The 14,615-nt window shown below is 74.4% G+C and carries 16 protein-coding genes; 10 read left to right on the plus strand and 6 right to left on the minus strand.

Going from position 1 to position 14,615, the window contains the following annotated elements; all coding sequences use genetic code 11:
• The first annotated feature begins 92 nt into the window (after positions 1-92).
• Positions 93-1,385: an ROK family transcriptional regulator gene (locus tag BLW85_RS34740; protein ID WP_070023260.1), complete on the plus strand. Its 1,293-nt coding sequence runs from the start codon at positions 93-95 to the stop codon at positions 1,383-1,385.
• A 24-nt stretch (positions 1,386-1,409) separates the two neighbouring features.
• Here BLW85_RS34740 and BLW85_RS34745 read toward each other — a convergent pair whose 3' ends face one another.
• The 5 genes from BLW85_RS34745 to BLW85_RS34765 form a co-directional block, all read right to left on the minus strand.
• Entirely contained in the window at positions 1,410-2,162 is a 753-nt protein-coding gene (locus BLW85_RS34745; RefSeq protein ID WP_070023261.1) for a dienelactone hydrolase family protein, read from the minus strand.
• 88 nt (positions 2,163-2,250) lie between these two features.
• Complete coding sequence (locus tag BLW85_RS34750; protein WP_070023262.1) at positions 2,251-2,502, minus strand: hypothetical protein; 252 nt, start codon at positions 2,500-2,502, stop codon at positions 2,251-2,253.
• A 25-nt stretch (positions 2,503-2,527) separates the two neighbouring features.
• Entirely contained in the window at positions 2,528-3,559 is a 1,032-nt protein-coding gene (locus BLW85_RS34755) for an SDR family oxidoreductase (protein ID WP_074995263.1), read from the minus strand.
• A gap of 368 nt (positions 3,560-3,927) precedes the next feature.
• Positions 3,928-4,584 carry an HAD family hydrolase gene (locus BLW85_RS34760; protein WP_070023264.1) on the minus strand — a complete coding sequence of 219 codons (657 nt, stop codon included), beginning with the start codon at positions 4,582-4,584 and terminating at the stop codon, positions 3,928-3,930.
• A 49-nt stretch (positions 4,585-4,633) separates the two neighbouring features.
• Positions 4,634-5,674, minus strand: a complete 1,041-nt coding sequence (locus BLW85_RS34765; RefSeq protein WP_074995265.1) for a PHP domain-containing protein — start codon at positions 5,672-5,674, stop codon at positions 4,634-4,636.
• A 131-nt stretch (positions 5,675-5,805) separates the two neighbouring features.
• On the opposite strand from BLW85_RS34765, the gene BLW85_RS34770 reads away from it, so the two are divergent.
• Complete coding sequence (locus BLW85_RS34770) at positions 5,806-6,612, plus strand: SDR family oxidoreductase (RefSeq protein ID WP_074995267.1); 807 nt, start codon at positions 5,806-5,808, stop codon at positions 6,610-6,612.
• A 61-nt stretch (positions 6,613-6,673) separates the two neighbouring features.
• Positions 6,674-6,919 (plus strand): hypothetical protein, encoded by a 246-nt coding sequence (locus tag BLW85_RS34775; protein ID WP_070023267.1) that lies wholly within the window; start codon positions 6,674-6,676, stop codon positions 6,917-6,919.
• Between the two features lie 9 nt (positions 6,920-6,928).
• Here BLW85_RS34775 and BLW85_RS34780 read toward each other — a convergent pair whose 3' ends face one another.
• A complete protein-coding gene (locus BLW85_RS34780) occupies positions 6,929-8,179 on the minus strand; it encodes a lectin (protein WP_074995269.1) in 1,251 nt (416 codons plus the stop codon).
• Positions 8,180-8,431: 252 nt separating this feature from the next.
• Here BLW85_RS34780 and BLW85_RS34785 point away from each other — a divergent pair, with 252 nt between their 5' ends.
• The 7 genes from BLW85_RS34785 (at position 8,432) to BLW85_RS34815 (ending at position 14,592) form a co-directional block, all read left to right on the plus strand.
• Positions 8,432-8,626 carry a hypothetical protein gene (locus tag BLW85_RS34785; RefSeq protein ID WP_070023269.1) on the plus strand — a complete coding sequence of 65 codons (195 nt, stop codon included), beginning with the start codon at positions 8,432-8,434 and terminating at the stop codon, positions 8,624-8,626.
• Positions 8,623-9,075 carry a monovalent cation/H+ antiporter complex subunit F gene (locus BLW85_RS34790; protein ID WP_074995272.1) on the plus strand — a complete coding sequence of 151 codons (453 nt, stop codon included), beginning with the start codon at positions 8,623-8,625 and terminating at the stop codon, positions 9,073-9,075. Before BLW85_RS34785 ends, BLW85_RS34790 begins: the two co-directional genes overlap by 4 nt.
• Positions 9,076-9,102: 27 nt before the next feature.
• Entirely contained in the window at positions 9,103-9,363 is a 261-nt protein-coding gene (locus BLW85_RS34795) for a hydrogenase subunit MbhD domain-containing protein (RefSeq protein ID WP_074995274.1), read from the plus strand.
• Entirely contained in the window at positions 9,360-10,100 is a 741-nt protein-coding gene (locus BLW85_RS34800; RefSeq protein ID WP_074995276.1) for an MnhB domain-containing protein, read from the plus strand. The genes BLW85_RS34795 and BLW85_RS34800 overlap by 4 nt, the downstream gene beginning before the upstream one ends.
• A 5-nt stretch (positions 10,101-10,105) precedes the next feature.
• A complete protein-coding gene (locus BLW85_RS34805; protein WP_074996326.1) occupies positions 10,106-10,456 on the plus strand; it encodes a sodium:proton antiporter in 351 nt (116 codons plus the stop codon).
• A complete protein-coding gene (locus tag BLW85_RS34810; RefSeq protein ID WP_074995279.1) occupies positions 10,456-12,225 on the plus strand; it encodes a complex I subunit 5 family protein in 1,770 nt (589 codons plus the stop codon). The genes BLW85_RS34805 and BLW85_RS34810 overlap by 1 nt, the downstream gene beginning before the upstream one ends.
• A 162-nt stretch (positions 12,226-12,387) precedes the next feature.
• Positions 12,388-14,592, plus strand: a complete 2,205-nt coding sequence (locus tag BLW85_RS34815) for an ArnT family glycosyltransferase (protein ID WP_074995281.1) — start codon at positions 12,388-12,390, stop codon at positions 14,590-14,592.
• Positions 14,593-14,615: the final 23 nt, after the last annotated feature.

The raw sequence follows: 14,615 nt of genomic DNA on the forward strand, positions 1-14,615 counted from the left end.
TCACAGCGTGAACTAAGGGTTGGTGGAAAGTCGCGTTCCGGTCGCCCGAAGGAGTATGTTGCAGGTCGGGCATGGTTCGTGAAAGGAGCCGCATGGCGGGGCGGAACGGGCGCACGGTACGTGACCTACGGCGGGGCAACCGCACCGCGGTGCTGCAGAGGCTGTACTTCGACGGCCCGTTGAGCCGCTTCGAGCTGGGCCCGGCCACCGGCCTCAGCTCCGGCTCGGTCAGCAACGTGGTCGCCGATCTGGTCGCCGACGGGCTGGTGGAGGAGGCCGGCAGCGTCGACTCCGACGGAGGCCGGCCCCGCACCCTGCTGCGGGTCTCCCCGGACAGCGGGCAGCTGATCGGCGTCGACGTCGGCGAGACCCGCGTGCGCATCGAGCTGTTCGACCTCGCCCTGACCGAACTGGCCCGCACCGAACGCCCGCTGACGCCGCTGGGCTACGACGTCGAGGTCATCGCCGGTCACATCCGCGACGGCGTCGCCGAGATGCTCGCCGCCGAGGCCGCCGTGCCCGAGCGGCTGCTGGGCATCGGCATCGGCGTGCCCGGCATCGTGGAGCACACCGCCGACCGGGGCGCCGTCGTGCACGGGCAGACCATCGGCTGGGAGGCGGTGCCGCTGGAACAGCTGCTCCGCTCCTCCTCCGAACTGCCCGGAACCGTCCGGTACTTCATCGACAACGGCGCCAAGACGCTGGGCCAGGCCGAGATGTGGTTCGGCGCGGGGCGCGGCGCCCGCAATGCGGTGGTCGTGCTCTTCGGCTCCGGCGTCGGCGCCTGTCTGGTCACTCCCGAGGTGGAGCGCGGACGGGCCGTCGAGTGGGGCCATCTGACGGTCCGGGTGCGCGGGCGCCGCTGCCGGTGCGGCGCGCCCGGCTGCCTGGAGGCGTACGCGGGCGCCGAGTCGCTGCTCGCCCGCTGGCGCGAGGAGGGCGGCCGGCCACCGGCGGACGCCGACGAGGAGACCGCGCTCACCGCCATGCTCGCCGCCGCCTACCCGGCCGAGGGCCGCGCGGCGGACCCGGTGGCGCTGGCCGTCCTGGAGGAGACCGCCGAGTACCTGGGGGCGGGACTGTCCGATCTGATCAACCTCTTCCAGCCCGAGCGGATCATCGTCGGCGGCTGGGCCGGGCTCCAGCTCGGCACCCGCTTCCTGCCCGCCGTACGCCGGCACGCGACGACGTACGCCCTGCGCCACCCCGCCGACAAGGTCACCATCGAACTGGGCCGGCTCGGCCCGGACGCGGTGACCGTCGGCGCCGCGATCCTCCCCCTGGCCGACTTCTTCGCCGCCGGCGGTCACCGCCCCGCCCCGGCCCCCGAGAGCCCGCTCCCCGCCTGGCGGACGGCGCTGCGGGAGCGCACCCCGGGGGCGTGACGGGGCGCGCCGGCCCGCGGTGCCTCAGCCGTTCTTCAGGGCGCGGCCGAGCAGGGGGAGCAGCCGGTCCCAGTGGCGCTGGTAGGCGGCCGGGTCGAAGGCGTCGGTGTCGGACATGGTGAAGCCGTGGACGCTGCCGGGGTAGACCTCGGTGGTGTGACCGACGCCAGCGGCCTCGAAGGCACGCTCGATCTCGCGGATGGCCTCGGGCGACATGTCGTTCTCCGCGAGGCCGAGGTGGACCTCGGCGGTGAGGCGCTCCGGGATGAGCCGGTGCGGGCTGTCGGGGTCGTCGGTGACCAGGAAACCGGGGTGGAACCCGGCGACCGCGGCCACCCGGTCGGGGTGTGCCGTCGCCGTACGCATCGCCAGGACGGCGCCCATGCAGTAGCCGATCGCACCGACCGGCCCCGGACCCACCTCGGGCCGGTCGGCGAGGAACGCGAGGAAGGCGTCGGCGTCGCGCAGCACCCGTTCGGTGGTGTGCGCGTCGACCAGGGGTTTCAGCCGGGCGATGACCGCGGGCCTGTCCTCCTCGCCGATGTGCTCGGGAAGGTCGATCAGCGGCGCCGGGCCCTGGCGGTAGTAGACGTTGGGCACGAGCACGCAGTACCCGTGTCCGGACAGCGTCCGGGCCGTCTCCTCCAGCACGGGCCGCAGGCCGAAGGCGTCGGGGTAGAGCAGCACGCCCGGGTGCCGTTCGCCGTCGTCGGGGAAGGCGGCGTACGCGTCGGCGACGCCGTCCGGGGTGGGGACCGAAAGAGTCTTGGTGGGCATGTCCGGTCATGCTTCCCCGGAGCCGCGCCCAGGCACAAGGCACCGGGCCGACCGGTCACCCGTCCCGGTGAGACGCCGTGCCCATCCCTCAGTCCGAGGGCTCCTGCGGCTCCGGATGCTCCGGGTGGACCGTGCCGGTGCGCGGGGCGCCCCGGGGCCCTGTGCCGGCCTCGTCCGGGTCGGGGGCGTCCTCGGCCGGGCCGGACGCCGGGTGGTCCGGCTCCCAGTGGTCGTCCGGGTGGGACTGCTGGTCGGGCAGGTCGCGCGGGACCGGGTCCGACGGCCGGTCGGTTTCCTGGTCGGGCCGTTCGCCGGGTCGCTGTGGGTGCTGTGCGGCCATGTCGGTTCTCCCCAGTGTGTCGTGGTCAGCCCATCGTGCCGCTGTGCATCGGCGCGGTGTCCATGCCGCCGCCCTGCCGCAGCCCGTCCAGGAACTCCTCCAGCACCTCCGTCGCCGTCCAGCGCGGCCGCCAGCCCAGTTCCTCGTGCGCCCGGGTGCAGTCCATCAGCGGCAGGCGCAGCACCGCGTCGAACAGGTGCGGGGAGGCGGGCAGCAGATGGAGGCCCCATGCCGCGGCGATGGCCGAGCGGGCCGCCGTACGCGGCAATCGCATCGGGCGGGCGCCGAGCAGTTCGCCGAGCACGGTGGCGTCGAGCGGGGGCTCGGCGGCGAGATTGAAGGCGCCGCGGGCGGTCGGCGAGTGCAGCGCGAGCCGATAGGCCTCGGCGGCATCGTCGGTGTGCAGGGCCTGTACCCGCAGACCCGGGATGTCCGGCAGGAACGGCAGCAGGTCGGGCCGGGCCAGCCGGCCGGGCAGGAAGCGCCCGCCGAAGATCCGGCGCTGCTCGCTCGCCGACTCCCACTTGAACAGGAAGGCCGGCCGCATCCGCACCACCCGCACCTCGGGGTGATCGCGCTCGAACACGTCCAGGGTGCGCTCCAGGTACGCCTTCTCCCGGCAGTACGCGGCGTCCGGCCACCCGTGCGTCGGCCAGGACTCGTCCACCGCGCGGTCCTTGGGACCCGGCGAGTACGCGCCCACGGACGAGGCGTGCACCAGAACCGGCACCCGCGCCGCGGCGACCCCTTCCAGCACCCGGATGCCGCCGAGCACATTGGTCCGCCAGGTGGCCGCCGGATCGTGCGTCGGCTGGAACGCCCACGCCAGATGGATCACCGCGTCCGCGCCCTCGAACCGCTCGGCCAGGTTCGCCCGGTCCGACGCCAGGTCGACGGCGGACCACTCGGTCCGCGCCGGCGACCAGCCGGGGATGCGCCGGGCGATGCCCCGCACCGACTTGATCCCGGGATCCTGGGAGAGCAGACGCACCACGCTCGTACCGACATTGCCGGTGGCCCCCGTGACCACCACCCTGCTGCCCGCTGAGCTGCTCACCTTGGCTCCTTCCGGTCCTCGGGCGAAAGGCCCGCACCGACCGGCCGGGTACCCGGGCGCCCCTGGCGCACACGCGTGCCCGACGCGCACCGCGCCCCCCGGTACGGCTCCGGCGCATCCCGTTCCGCGAGCAGCGGAAAGCCCCGGCCGTGACGGGGGGATTCACGGCCGGGGCGGTCTGTGGGTGGGCACGGATGGCGGTCGCCTCTCGGCGAAAGGCTCCACAGGGCTTCAGCCGAACGATCGTCCCTGTGGGCAAAAGGTGAGGCCCGGGGACACTGTCCCATCCGCACCCACGGTCGGTTCAACGGGCGGGCGGACCGCGGTGTTCCACCGCCGCCCGTGACCTGCCTCACACACCACGGCCGTCAGGCGAAAGGGCTGGTGTCGAGGCGATCCAGCAGGTCGGCGGGGTCCGCGTAGACCGCCTCCGCGCCCGCCTCCTCCAGATCGGCCCGGGGGAGCCCGCCGCACAGCACGCCGACGCAGCGCACCCCGGCCTTGGCGCCGGCCCGCATGTCCCACACCGTGTCCCCGACGAACACCGCCCGCGAGGCCGGCACCCCGGCCAGTTCCAGCGCGTGTTCCACCGGCTCCGGAGCGGGCTTGCCCTGCTGGACGTCGTCGCTGCTCGCGGTGTCGGCGATGGCGTCGTCCGCGTCGATCGCCCGGCGCAGCGCGCCCAGCTCCGAACCGCTCGCCGAGGTGGCCAGGACGACCGTCCAGCCGTCGTGGTGCAGCCGCCGCAGCAGCTCCCCGGCGCCCGGCAGGGCGGGCAGCCGGTCGAAGTACTGTCCGTACAGCGCCTTGTGCGCGGCGCTGAGCGCGTCGTCCTGCTCCCGGTCGCGGTCCTCGCCCAGCAGATGTGCGATCAGGTCCGACGAACCGAGGCCGACCGCCCGGTGCACCGCGTGCATGGGCACGTCGTGTCCGGCCTGCCGGAACGCCTCCCACCAGGTGACGACGTGCAGATGATTGGTGTCGACGAGGGTTCCGTCGACGTCGAAGACCGCGGCGCGCTCCATCCGGTGACCTCTCTGACGGGACTTTCTCGTTCCGGTCCCGGGTACCACGTCACGCCTGCGCCACGCGTGCCGGCACCCGGCCGTGCCGCGTCCAGTCCAGCAGCTCGTCGGCCGACCAGGTGGTCACCACCCGCTCGGCCGGCACCCCGCACTCCTCGGCCCGGGCGCAGCCGAGGATCTGCCAGTCCAGCTGGCCGGGCGCGTGCGCGTCGGTGTCGATCGAGAACAGCGTCCCGGCGGCCACGGCCCGGCGCAGCAACCGCCGGGGCGGGTCCAGCCGTTCGGGCCGGCTGTTGATCTCCACGGCCGTTCCGGACTCGGCGCAGGCGGCGAACACCTCGTCCGCGTCGAACCGCGACTCCGGCCGCCCCCGGCCCGTGACCAGCCGCCCGGTGCAGTGCCCGAGCACATCGGCGTGCGGATCGCGTACGGCGGTCACCATCCGCCGGGTCATCGCGCGGGCGTCCATCCGCAGCTTGGAGTGCACGGAGACGACGACCACGTCCAGCCGCTCCAGCAGTTCGGGCTCCTGGTCCAGCGAGCCGTCGTCGAGGATGTCGCACTCGATGCCGGTGAGCAGCCGGAACGGCGCCCAGCGCGTGTTCAGCTCCGCCACCACGTCCAGCTGCTCGCGCAGCCGCTCGGGCGACAGGCCCCGGGCCACGGTCAGCCGCGGGGAGTGGTCGGTGAGCACGGTCCACTCGTGGCCGACGGCGGCCGCCGCCCGCCCCATCTCCTCGATCGGGCTGCCCCCGTCGGACCAGTCCGAGTGGGTGTGGCAGTCGCCGCGCAGCAGCGCCCGCAGCGTCGCCCCGGGCCCCTGTGCGGCTTCGCTCCCGGCCTCTTCCTCCAGCTTGCGCAGATACCCCGGCACCTCGCCGGACAGGGCCTCCCGCACCACCTGGGCGGTCTTCGGCCCGACGCCCTTCAGCCCCTCCAGCGTCCCGTCCGCCGCCCGCGCCGCCACCTCACCGGGCCCCAGCCCGCCGAGCACCCGGGCCGCCGTGCGAAAGGCCCGCACCCGGTAGGTCGGCGCCAGCGCCCGCTCCAGCAGAAACGCGATCCGCTCCAGGGCGGCAACGGGGTCCATGCAGCCAAGGTTGCCTCAGCGTCCGGCACCCGGCACCCGGCGCGGTCAGCCGCGCACCCGGCCGTTTTGCCGGGTCCGCCCCGGGTACTGCGGTGACTCGTCCGAGCGCCGACCACCACAGGAGGCACACCATGCCCGCATCCCCGGCCGCGCGCCGCACGGCCATCGTCACCGGCGCGGACTCCGGCATCGGCCGGGCCACCGCCGTACGACTGGCCGAGGCGGGCCTGGACGTCGGCATCACCTGGCACACGGACGAGCAGGGCGCCGAGGAGACGGCGCGGGAGGTCCGGGAGAAGGGCCGCACCGCCGCCGTCGCCCGGCTGGACCTGACCCGGCTGCCCGAGGCCGCCGACGCCGTGGACGAGCTGTGCGACACGCTCGGCCGGCTCGACGTGCTGGTCAACAACGCCGGCACGGGCACCAGCACGCCTTACCTCGACCTCACCCTGGAGGACGTCCGCCGGGTCCTGGACGTCGACCTCGTCGGCCCGTTCCTGTGCGGGCAGCGGGCGGCCCGGCAGATGATCCGGCAGGGCGAGGGCGGCCGGATCGTCAACGTCACCTCGGTGCACGAGCACCAGCCCCGGGTCGGCTCCGCCCCCTACTGCGCGGCCAAGGGCGGGCTCGGGCTGCTCACCCAGGTGATGGCCCTGGAGCTGGCCGAGCACGGCATCACGGTGAACGCGGTCGCGCCGGGTGAGATCGCCACCCCGATGACCGGCCAGGAGGACACCGACGTCCACGGCGTGCGCCGGCCCGGGGTGCCGCTCGGGCGGCCGGGCGACGCCCGCGAGGTCGCGGCCGTGATCGCCTTCCTCGCGGGCCCGGACGCCTCCTACGTCACCGGCGCCTCCTGGAGCGTCGACGGCGGCATGCTCCGCATGGGACCGCAGGCCGGCTCCCATCTGACCAGCGACGACTGGCGCCGCCCGTGAGCGCGGACGGCGCCGGTGCGCGGCGACCCGCCGACGGGCGTTCCGTCCTAACCTGAATTGCATGACCGAACAAGCAGCTCCCCACATCTGCCAGCCACGGGTCCTGGTGCTCGGCGTCTGCCCGGGGAAGCCGGGCGAGCCGCCCTTCCGGGTCGTGGAGATCGACAAGGAGGTGATCGGCGAGGCGAGGACCGTCACCGACGTCCTGGAGGCCGCCGCGGCTCACGGCATCACCATCCACGACCTCGACGACCCGGACGTGGTCCGCTGGGTGGGCGGCGACAAGTACACCTGGAAGCTGCACTGAGCCGTTCGCTCAGCCGACCGTCCACTTCTGGTTGGCCCCGCCGGTGCAGGACCAGATCTGCAGCCGCGTCCCGTTGGCCGAGTTGTTCCCGGTGACGTCCAGGCACTTGTTCGCCTGCGGGTTCACGATGTCGTGCGCGCCGGTGACCGTCCACTTCTGGTTCGCCCCGCCCGTGCAGTCCCACAGCTGGACCGTCGAGCCGTCCGCCGTGCCCGCGTCGGTGACGTCCAGGCACTTGCCGAGCGCCCGGATCGTGCCGTCCGAGCCGACCGTCCAGGACTGGGCCGCGGTGCCGTTGCAGTCGTAGAGCTGGACCGGGGTGCCGTTCGCGGAGTTGGCGCCGGCCACGTCCACGCACTTGCCGGCCAGCCCCCGGATCGGGACCCCGGCCGCGCTGTCCGTGGTCGTGACGGACACCGAGTCCACCACCAGCTGCGCCGGGAACTGGGTGCTGCCGTCCGGGTCGCCGGGCCAGTAGCCGCCGACCGCCAGGTTCAGGATCAGGAAGAACGGCCGGTCGTTGTAGACCCAGGTCTTGCCGCCGAGGTCGGCGGGCGTGCGCCGCTCGTAGACGTTCCCGTCCACCGACCAGGTGATCGAGTCCGGTGCCCAGTCCACGGCGAAGGTGTGGAAGCCGTCCGCGAAGGCCTGCCCGTTCGGCAGCGAGTAGGCGGCGCCGATGCCGCCCGAGCCGGAGTAGCCGGGGCCGTGGATGGTGCCGTGCACGGTCGAGGGCTCGAAGCCGACGTTCTCCATCACGTCGATCTCACCCGAGTCCGGCCAGTTCACCGGGGTGCCCAGCATCCAGAACGCGGGCCACATGCCCTGCCCGCGCGGGATCTTCATCCGGGCCTCGACATGGCCGTAGCGCGCGGAGAACTTCCCGGAGGTGTTCAGCCGGGCCGAGGTGTACTGGCACGTGCCGTACCAGCACTGGTAACCGGCCGGGTTCTCCTTGCGGGCCGTGATCACCAGATGGCCCTGGCCGTCCAGGGCCGCGTTGTGGGTGCCGGAGGTGTAGTACTCCCGCTCGTGGTTGTTGACGTTGTCGCCCGTCTCCAGCGTCCACTTCGAGGAGTCGACCGGTGAGCCTGCGGGCCCGTCGAACGTGTCGGAGAAGGCGGTCACGGTCGCGGCGGGCGCGGCGGGCGCGGCGGCCGGGTCGGCGGGACGCGCGTGCGCCGGGCCGACGGCGGCCGAGCCGATCAGCACGGACAGGGCCGCGAACAGACATCTGCGCAGCAGGCGCGGGGAGGCCATGGCACTCCGATCGTGGGGGTCGGTGGGGGGAAGTTTTCCTGGTTGATTTAAGGAGTGAGATAAGGGGCCGTCAAGAGTCTGGTACGGACCTTCACTTGAGGCGCCGGTCATGCCCCGGTTTCCGTTCACGCTCCCGGGGCACTCCGCCCCCGGCCCCGCGCGCCGCCGCCCCGCCAGGGGTCCGGCGGTGCTTGGATGCACCGGGCGGCGAAGCGGACAGACCGCCGCGAACCGGAAACGAGGAGGTGGCGGATGGACCGGCGGACGACACCCCGTGCGGTGCTGCTCCTCGTCGGTGAACTCCTCCTGTGGTGGGTCGCGTTGACCCTGCTCTGGCTGGTGCTGATCAGCAGCGTCTACCCCCTTGAGTGGATCGTGGGCGCGAGCGTCGCCGCCGTGGGCGCGCTGCTGGCACGGGCCGGCCGGCGGGCGGTGAGCTGGCGGTGAACGGCTGGGTCCTGGCGGCGACCGTCGAACTCGGTGGGGGAGGGGCGGCCGCCCTGTGGGGCGTGACCACCGGGGGGACCGCCCGCCGCGTCGTCGCCCAGAACCTCACCACCGCGGCCCTGTGCCCGGCGCTGCTGCTGCTCGCCCAGGGGTACGGCCGCCCCGCCTACGTCGACCTCGCCCTGCTGCTCGCCCTGCTCGGACCGGTCGGCACCCTGGTCTTCGCCCGCCTGCTCCACGAGGACCTGGAGGGACAGCGGCCGAGCGCCTGGGGGCCGACCTACGCCGTGGCCGCGGTGGGCGCCGTGGTCGTGGCCGCCGTCTGCGCGGCCACCGGGCCGGGCCGGGCCATGGTGAAGCTGCTGGTGATCGGCGCCCTGCTGATCGGCGGCAACCTGATCGCCTCGCGGGCCCTGTCGGGAGCCTTCCGGGGGGTGCGCGGTGGCTGAGCCGGCACCCCGGACGGGAGGTGGGGCGTGGACGAAGCAGTGATCCTCGTGGCCCTGCTGCTGGTGGCCGGCGCGGCCACCGCGGCCGTGGCCCAGCGCGACCCCGCCCGCCAGGCTCTGGTCCTGTCCGTCCTCGGCGTCCTGCTCGCCGTGCTGTTCACCGTGGTCCAGGCACCCGACGTCGGCCTGTCCCAGCTCGCCGTCGGCGCCGTCCTCACCCCGCTGCTGGTCATGCTGTCGGTGCGCAAGATCCGCCGCCGCGGCCGGGACCGGGACGGTGCCCGGTGAGCCGGCGGCTGCGGCTGTGGCTGCTGGCCGTGGGCGGCGCGGGCCTCGCCGCCCTGCTGACCGCCGCCAGCCTCGACCTGCCCGGCTTCGGTGGCCGTTCACACCCCTACGGCACCCGTGCGGTGCACGCCTCCCTCACCCGGCACACTGCCAACACCATCGCCTCCGTCAACTTCGACCAGCGCGCCTACGACACCCTCGGCGAGATGAGCATCCTGTTCGCCGCCGTCCTCGGCTGCGTGGTGCTGCTGCGCCAGGCCCGCGACGAATACCGGGCCCGCCCCCAACCCGCCCGCGTGGCCCTGCCCGTGCGCCGCTACGCGCTGCTCGTGACGCCCGTCGCCTTGGTCTGCGGCCTGTACGTCATCGCTCACGGCCAGCTCAGTCCCGGCGGCGGCTTCCAGGGCGGGGTGGTCGCCGCGACCGCCCTGCACCTGCTGTACCTCGGCGCCGACTACCACGCGCTCGAACGCATCCGGCCCCTCGGCGTCTTCGAGGCCACCGACGCCCTCGCCGTCTCCGCCTACCTGGTGCTCGGCCTCGCCGGTGTCCTGGCCGGGACCGCGTTCCTCGCCAACACCCTGCTGCCGTACGGCACGTTCAACACGCTGTCCTCGGGCGGCATCGTCCCGCTGCTGAACGCGGCCGTCGGCATGGAGGTGGCGTGCGCGGTCGTCGTCCTGCTCGCCAACTTCCTGGACCAGGCCGTCGAGATCGAGGAGGAGTCCGCAGGGTGAGCACCGTGGCGCACGTCCTGCCGTACCTGGTCGCCGCCTACGTCTTCCTGACCGGCGTGTACGGCCTCGCCACCAGCCGCAACCTGATCCACGCCGTGGGCTGTCTGTCGGTGTGCCAGGTCTCCACGTACATCCTGCTCCTTGCGGTCGGCTACCGGTCCGGCGGCACCGCGCCCGTCTTCTCGGACATCAAGCCCGGCTCCCGGCCCGTGGTGGACCCGGTGGTACAGGCCCTCACCCTCACCGACATCGTCGTCGGCGCCACCGTCACCGCCCTGCTGCTCGCCCTGGTCCTGCAGATCGTCAAACGGCACGGCACCGTCGACCCCAACGCACTGCGGGAGCTGCGCGGCTGATGCGTCATCTGCTCCCCCTCCTCGTCGCGGTGCCGCTGCTCGGGGCCGCCCTGCTGGCCGCCGCGGGCCGCAGACTGCCGCGCGCCGCCGCCGAGCTGACCGGCCTCGTCGCCTCCGCCGCGACCGCCGCGCTCGCCCTCGTGCTGCTGCTCGGCTCCTCGCCGCCGATGGTCGAGTGGGCCGGCGGCTGGAAGCCCGTCGGCGGCGAGAGCGTCGGCATCGAGCTGATCGGGGACGGCCCCTCGCTCGGCATGGCGGCACTCGTCTCCCTGCTCGCCCTCTCGGCCCTCGCCTACTCCTGGCGCTACTTCGACGAGCCGCCGCACGGCCACGCCGGTTCGTTCCCCGCGCTGATGCTGGTCTTCCAGGGCGCCATGTGTGGATTCGCCGTGGCCGGGGACCTGTTCAACGCCTTCGTGTTCTTCGAGCTGATGAGCGTGGTGGCCTACGCCCTGACCGGCTACCGCATCGACGAGGCCAAGGCGGTCCAGGGGGCGCTGACCTTCGGCGTCGTCAACTCGCTGGGCGCGTACGGAATGCTGACGGGCATCGCGCTGCTGTACGCCCGCACCGGCGAGCTGTCCATGACGAAGATCGGCCGGGGTCTCGACGGCACGGCCGGTCACGGCGGGCCCGACGCACTGGTGCTGGCCGCCTTCGTGCTGGTGCTCACCGGACTCCTGGTCAAAGCGGCCACCGTGCCCTTCCACTTCTGGCTCCCCGACGCCCACGCCGTCGCCCCCACCCCGGTGTGCATGCTGCTGTCCGGCGTGATGGTCGAACTCGGTGTGTACGGCGTCTGGCGCGTCTACGGCACCGTCTTCGCCGGACCCGGCGGCATCCCGGCCGCCGACCTGACCCGCGCCCTGCTGACGCTCGGCGTGCTCACCGCCGTCACCGGCGCCGTCATGTGCTGGTACCAGCGGCACATCAAACGGCTGCTCGCCTTCTCCACCATCGCCCACACCGGCCTGTTCCTCGTCGCCGTCGGCGTCCTCACCCCCGAGGGCGACGACGGGGCCGCCCTGTACATCCTCGGCCACGCCGGGGTGAAGGCCGCGCTGTTCGCCTGTGCGGGCGCCCTGCTGGACCGGTTCGGCAGCGTGGACGAGCACGCGCTGCACGGCCGGGCGGGCCGGCTGCGGGCCACCGCCGTGCTGTTCGCCGTCGGCGGTCTCGCCCTCGCGGGCCTGCCGCCGTTCGGCACCGGGCTCGGCAAGGCGGTCAGCGAGGAGGCGGTCGGCGGCCCGCTCACCGTGGTGTACGTGGCCGTCTCCGCGCTCACGGCGGCCGCGGTGCTCCGGGTGACCGCCCGCGTCTTCTTCGGACTCGGGCCGCCCCCCGAGGACACCGACGCCTACCAGACCAGCGGCTCCGAGGAGGAGCCGGAGACCTCCGGACTGGTCGGCCGGGTCCCGGACACCATGACCACGGTCGCCGCCGTACTGCTCGCCGCCGCGCTCGCCGTCGGCACCGTCCCAGGCTTCGGCGACCTCGTGGCCCGCTCGGTCAACGAGGCGGGCTCGGGCGGTGCCCGGGCCTCGGCCGCGTGGACCGCGCACGGCGTGCTGCTCGGTCTGCTCTCCGCCGTCCTCGCCGTGGCCGTCGCCGCCGTCACCGTCACCCGGCCGCGCCGCCCGGCCGCCCCCGCGTGGACCACACCCCTGCGCCGCCTCCAGTCCGGCCATGTCGGCGACTACGTCGCCTGGGTGGTGGTCGGCGCCACGCTGCTGGCCGCGCTCGCCCTGCCCGGCGTGCTCGGCGGCTGACCGGGCACGCCGGTGCCGCGGGCGACGAATGCAATGAATGCGCTTTACCAGAGCAAATTTCTGCTGGTGTGGTCAAAGAATTGCCCTGCCGGCGATGAGAGTTTCCTTGAAGAGGCCGCGACACGGCGTTCTCGACGGGGGTCGTGACCAACACTGCCGCGCATGGCCACGAACGTTCTCGACGCGACCGCCCCCACCGGTGCCGGCCGCCGCGCACCCTGGAAGACCCCGGCCGGCGAGCCCGCGTACGCCCGCCCCGCACTGCTGGCCCTCACCGCGCTCGCCGCCCTGCTCTACGCCTGGGACATCGGGCACAGCCAGTACCACACCTTCTACGCCGACGCGGCCCGCAGCATGACACAGAGCTGGAAGGCGTTCTTCTACGGCTCTTTCGACCCCGGGAATTCCATCACCCTCGACAAGACCCCGGGATTCCTGTGGCCGCAGGCGCTCTCCGCCCGCCTCCTCGGTTTCCACCCGTGGACCCTGACCCTGCCCCAGGTCCTCGAAGGCGTGGCGAGCCTGCTGGTGCTGTACCGTCTGGTGCACCGCTGGGCCGGGACCCACGCGGCCCTCGTCGCCGGTGCGGCGTTCCTGGTGACCCCGGTCGCGGTCGGTCTGTTCCGCACCTCCGTCGAGGACCCGGCGTTCACCCTGTGCCTGCTGCTCGCCGCCGAGGCCACCCAGCGCGCCGCCCGCGCCGGCCGGCTGGGCCCGCTGCTGCAGGCCGGCTTCTGGGTCGGCGCCGCCTTCCAGGCCAAGATGCTGGAGGCCTGGGCCGTGCTGCCCGCGCTCGCCCTGGTCCACCTGGTCTCGGCCCCGGTCGCGCTGCGCCGCCGGCTCGCCCACCTCGGCCTGGCCGCCCTGGTGACGGTCGCGGTGTCGGCCTCCTGGATGCTCGCCGTCACCCTCGTACCGGCGAAGGAGCGGCCGTACGTGGACGGCACCACCGACAACTCCGCGTTCAGCATGGTCGTCGGCTACAACTTCCTGAACCGCTTCGCCTCCCTGGGCGTCAGCGCGGCCGCCACGGGAAGCGTGAGCGCGACCCAGGGGAGCGGGCACCGGGCCGGCGCCGGGCGGGGGACCGGGGGGCCGGGTGCCGCGGTCCCGGGTGCGACCGGGCACTCCGGCGCACGGCACGGCGCCGGTGCGACGGGCGCGGCCGGGCCCGCCCACCGGGGTGCCGGGGACCGGGGCGCGGCGGGTCCCGGGGGTGCCGCGCCCCGGGCCGGGGGCGGTTCCGGCGGCGCCCACGACGGGTGGGCGAAGATGTTCGGCCCCGCGCTCGCCGCCCAGACCGGCTGGTTCTACCCGTTCGCCGCCGTGGCCGCCGGCTGTGGAGTGCTCTGGCGCCGGGGGCGGCCGCGCACCGACGCGGCGCGGGCCGGTTTCCTGCTGTGGGGCACCTGGCTCGCCACGTACTTCCTGGTCTTCAGCGCCGGCAGCGTCGGCCCGCACACCTACTACATGGGCGTGATCGCCGTGCCGCTCGCCGCGCTCACCGGCGCCGGGGCGGTGCGGCTGTGGCGCGCCCACCGGGCCGGCGGTCGCCGCGCATGGGCCCTGCCGGGCGCGGTCGCGGCGACGACGGCCTGGAGCGCATACCTGGCCGGCCGGTTCCCCGCCTTCCTGCCGTGGCTGGCGCCCGCGGTGGCCGTGCTCGGGTCGGCCGCCGCCGTCCTGCTGGTCCTCACCCGGCCGGGCCGCCCCCGCGCCGGCGGCCGGCTCGCGCTCGGCGGACTCGCCGCCGCCCTCGCGGCCCTGCTCGCCGCCCCGACCGCGTGGGCGGTGCAGGTCTTCGATCCCGCGTACGGGACCGCGGGCATGGGATCGGTCGGCCCGACCGCCCCGGACCGGGGCACCGCGCGCACCGGCACCCCTGGCGCCCAGGCGGCCCGCGGCCGTACCCCCGCCTCCGCCGGGCCCGGCGCCTGGGGCGGCGTCGCCTCGGACGGCGGCATGACCGCGGCCCAGCGCCGGCTGCTCGACTACACCCGCGCCCACCGGGGCTCCGCCCGCTATGTGTTCGCCACCACCAACTGGACCGCGGCGTCCCCGTACATCCTCGCGACCGGCGCCGAGGTGCTCCCGCTCGGCGGGTTCAGCGGCCGGGTGCCCTTCCCGACGCCGGCGCGGTTCCGCCGGCTGGTGGCCGACGGCCGGGTCCGGTACGTCCTGGCGGGCGGCAGCGCGGGGTTCGGTCCGGCGGCGGCCGGCACGGCGAACGCGGCGGCCGGGAGGACGGCGGCGACGCGGATCGCCGACTGGGTCGAGTCCTCCTGCGCCGAGGTCCCGGCCGCGGCCTACGGTGGCACGGCCGCCGCCCCGGGCCAGACGCTCTACCGCTGCGACGTGGGCCAGTAGCATGAACGCGGCAGCCCGGAATG

It is taken from the genome of Streptomyces misionensis, from assembly GCF_900104815.1.
In the GTDB taxonomy this organism is placed as follows: Bacteria; Actinomycetota; Actinomycetes; order Streptomycetales; family Streptomycetaceae; genus Streptomyces; species Streptomyces misionensis.

Coding starts and splice junctions, on each gene's coding strand:
- BLW85_RS34810 (WP_074995279.1), top strand. CDS start 10,456: ATGCGTCATCTGCTCCCCCTCCTCGTCGCGGTGCCGCTGCTCGGGGCC.
- BLW85_RS34760 (WP_070023264.1), bottom strand. CDS start 4,584: ATGGAGCGCGCCGCGGTCTTCGACGTCGACGGAACCCTCGTCGACACC.
- BLW85_RS34815 (WP_074995281.1), top strand. CDS start 12,388: ATGGCCACGAACGTTCTCGACGCGACCGCCCCCACCGGTGCCGGCCGC.
- BLW85_RS34775 (WP_070023267.1), top strand. CDS start 6,674: ATGACCGAACAAGCAGCTCCCCACATCTGCCAGCCACGGGTCCTGGTG.
- BLW85_RS34785 (WP_070023269.1), top strand. CDS start 8,432: ATGGACCGGCGGACGACACCCCGTGCGGTGCTGCTCCTCGTCGGTGAA.
- BLW85_RS34770 (WP_074995267.1), top strand. CDS start 5,806: ATGCCCGCATCCCCGGCCGCGCGCCGCACGGCCATCGTCACCGGCGCG.
- BLW85_RS34765 (WP_074995265.1), bottom strand. CDS start 5,674: ATGGACCCCGTTGCCGCCCTGGAGCGGATCGCGTTTCTGCTGGAGCGG.
- BLW85_RS34740 (WP_070023260.1), top strand. CDS start 93: ATGGCGGGGCGGAACGGGCGCACGGTACGTGACCTACGGCGGGGCAAC.
- BLW85_RS34745 (WP_070023261.1), bottom strand. CDS start 2,162: ATGCCCACCAAGACTCTTTCGGTCCCCACCCCGGACGGCGTCGCCGAC.
- BLW85_RS34750 (WP_070023262.1), bottom strand. CDS start 2,502: ATGGCCGCACAGCACCCACAGCGACCCGGCGAACGGCCCGACCAGGAA.
- BLW85_RS34780 (WP_074995269.1), bottom strand. CDS start 8,179: ATGGCCTCCCCGCGCCTGCTGCGCAGATGTCTGTTCGCGGCCCTGTCC.